General features: G+C 70.2%; 1 protein-coding gene. It reads right to left on the bottom strand.

Annotated features, from left to right (window positions below; genetic code table 11):
* On the bottom strand, window positions 1-990 hold a 990-nt coding region (locus AC27VN_RS41875; protein ID WP_490880574.1), incomplete at its 3' end, for a fumarylacetoacetate hydrolase family protein.
* Window positions 991-1,202 lie beyond the last annotated feature (212 nt).

Raw genomic sequence — 1,202 nt, 5'->3', positions numbered from 1 at the left:
CTCCTGGTCGATCGCGCCGAACATCGAGCGGCCGTCGAGCCCCTTCATCTCGATGCGGATGGTGTCGCCGTAGCGCATGAACTCGGTCGAGGGCGCGCCGTCCTGGATGGTCTCGATGCAGCGCTTCTCGGCGATGCACGAATAGCCGCGCGGCCATTCCATGCGGCCGTTCTTCTCCACGCCCTTGTTGCTCACGGTGCCGCTGCCGACGATGCTGCCGGCGCGCACGTTGCGCGTCTTGGCGACGTGGGCGATGAGCTGGCCGAAGTGGAAGGTCATCTCGGGACCGGCCTCGCACAGGCCGACCTTGCGGCCGTTCCAGTTGCTCTGCAGCGCGAGGTGCACGCGGCCGCCGGCCCAGGCCTCGCCGAGCTCGTCGAGGGTCACGGCCACGGGGCTGAAGGCGGTGGCGGGCTTGCTCTGGAAGAAGCCGAAGCCCTTGGCGAGCTCGGCCGGGATCAGGTTACGCAGGCTGACGTCGTTGGCCAGCATCACGAGGCGGATGCCGTCGAGCGCCTGCTCGGGCGTGGCGCCCATCTTCACGTCGCCGGTGACGACCGCGATCTCGGCCTCGAAATCGATGCCCATGGCCTCGCTGGGCACGACCACGTCGTCGGTCGGGCCGATGAAGTCGTCGCTGCCGCCCTGGTACATCAGCGGGTCCTGATAGAAGCTCTCGGGCACCTCGGCGTTGCGCGCCTTGCGCACCAGCTCGACGTGATTCAGGTAGGCCGAGCCGTCGGCCCACTGGTAGGCGCGCGGCAGCGGCGCCATGCACTGCGCGGGATCGAAGGGAAAGGCGTGGCGCGCGCGGCCGGCGTTGAGCGCGGCATACAGGTCCTGCAGCTGCGGCGCCATGAAACCCCAGTCGTCGAGCACCTGCTGCAGGCGGTGGGCGATGCCCGTGGCGTAGTGGGCGAGCGTGAGGTCGCGCGACACGACGACGAGCTGGCCGTCGCGGGAGCCGTCCTTGAGGGTGGCGAGTTTCATGGTGCGGTGCTGGGAAAAAGGCGACGGGGCGCCGCGCCGGGCCGCGCGCCGCTCCCCTAAACTGGTTGGACGGGCGGCAGTGTACCGAGGTGGCTTCGATGAACCTCGGCGGCGACGCCCACTCCACCTTCCATGCCGACGACCGTCGCTCCGCCGTCCTCCGCCCTGGCGCCCTCCCCGGTGCCCTGGCGGCCTTCGTGGCGGGCGCTGGC

It is taken from the genome of Variovorax sp. 20P10.2.4 (assembly GCF_058244205.1).
The sequence above is the reverse complement of the archived record's forward strand: the minus strand, read 5'-3'. Positions and strand labels throughout refer to the sequence as shown.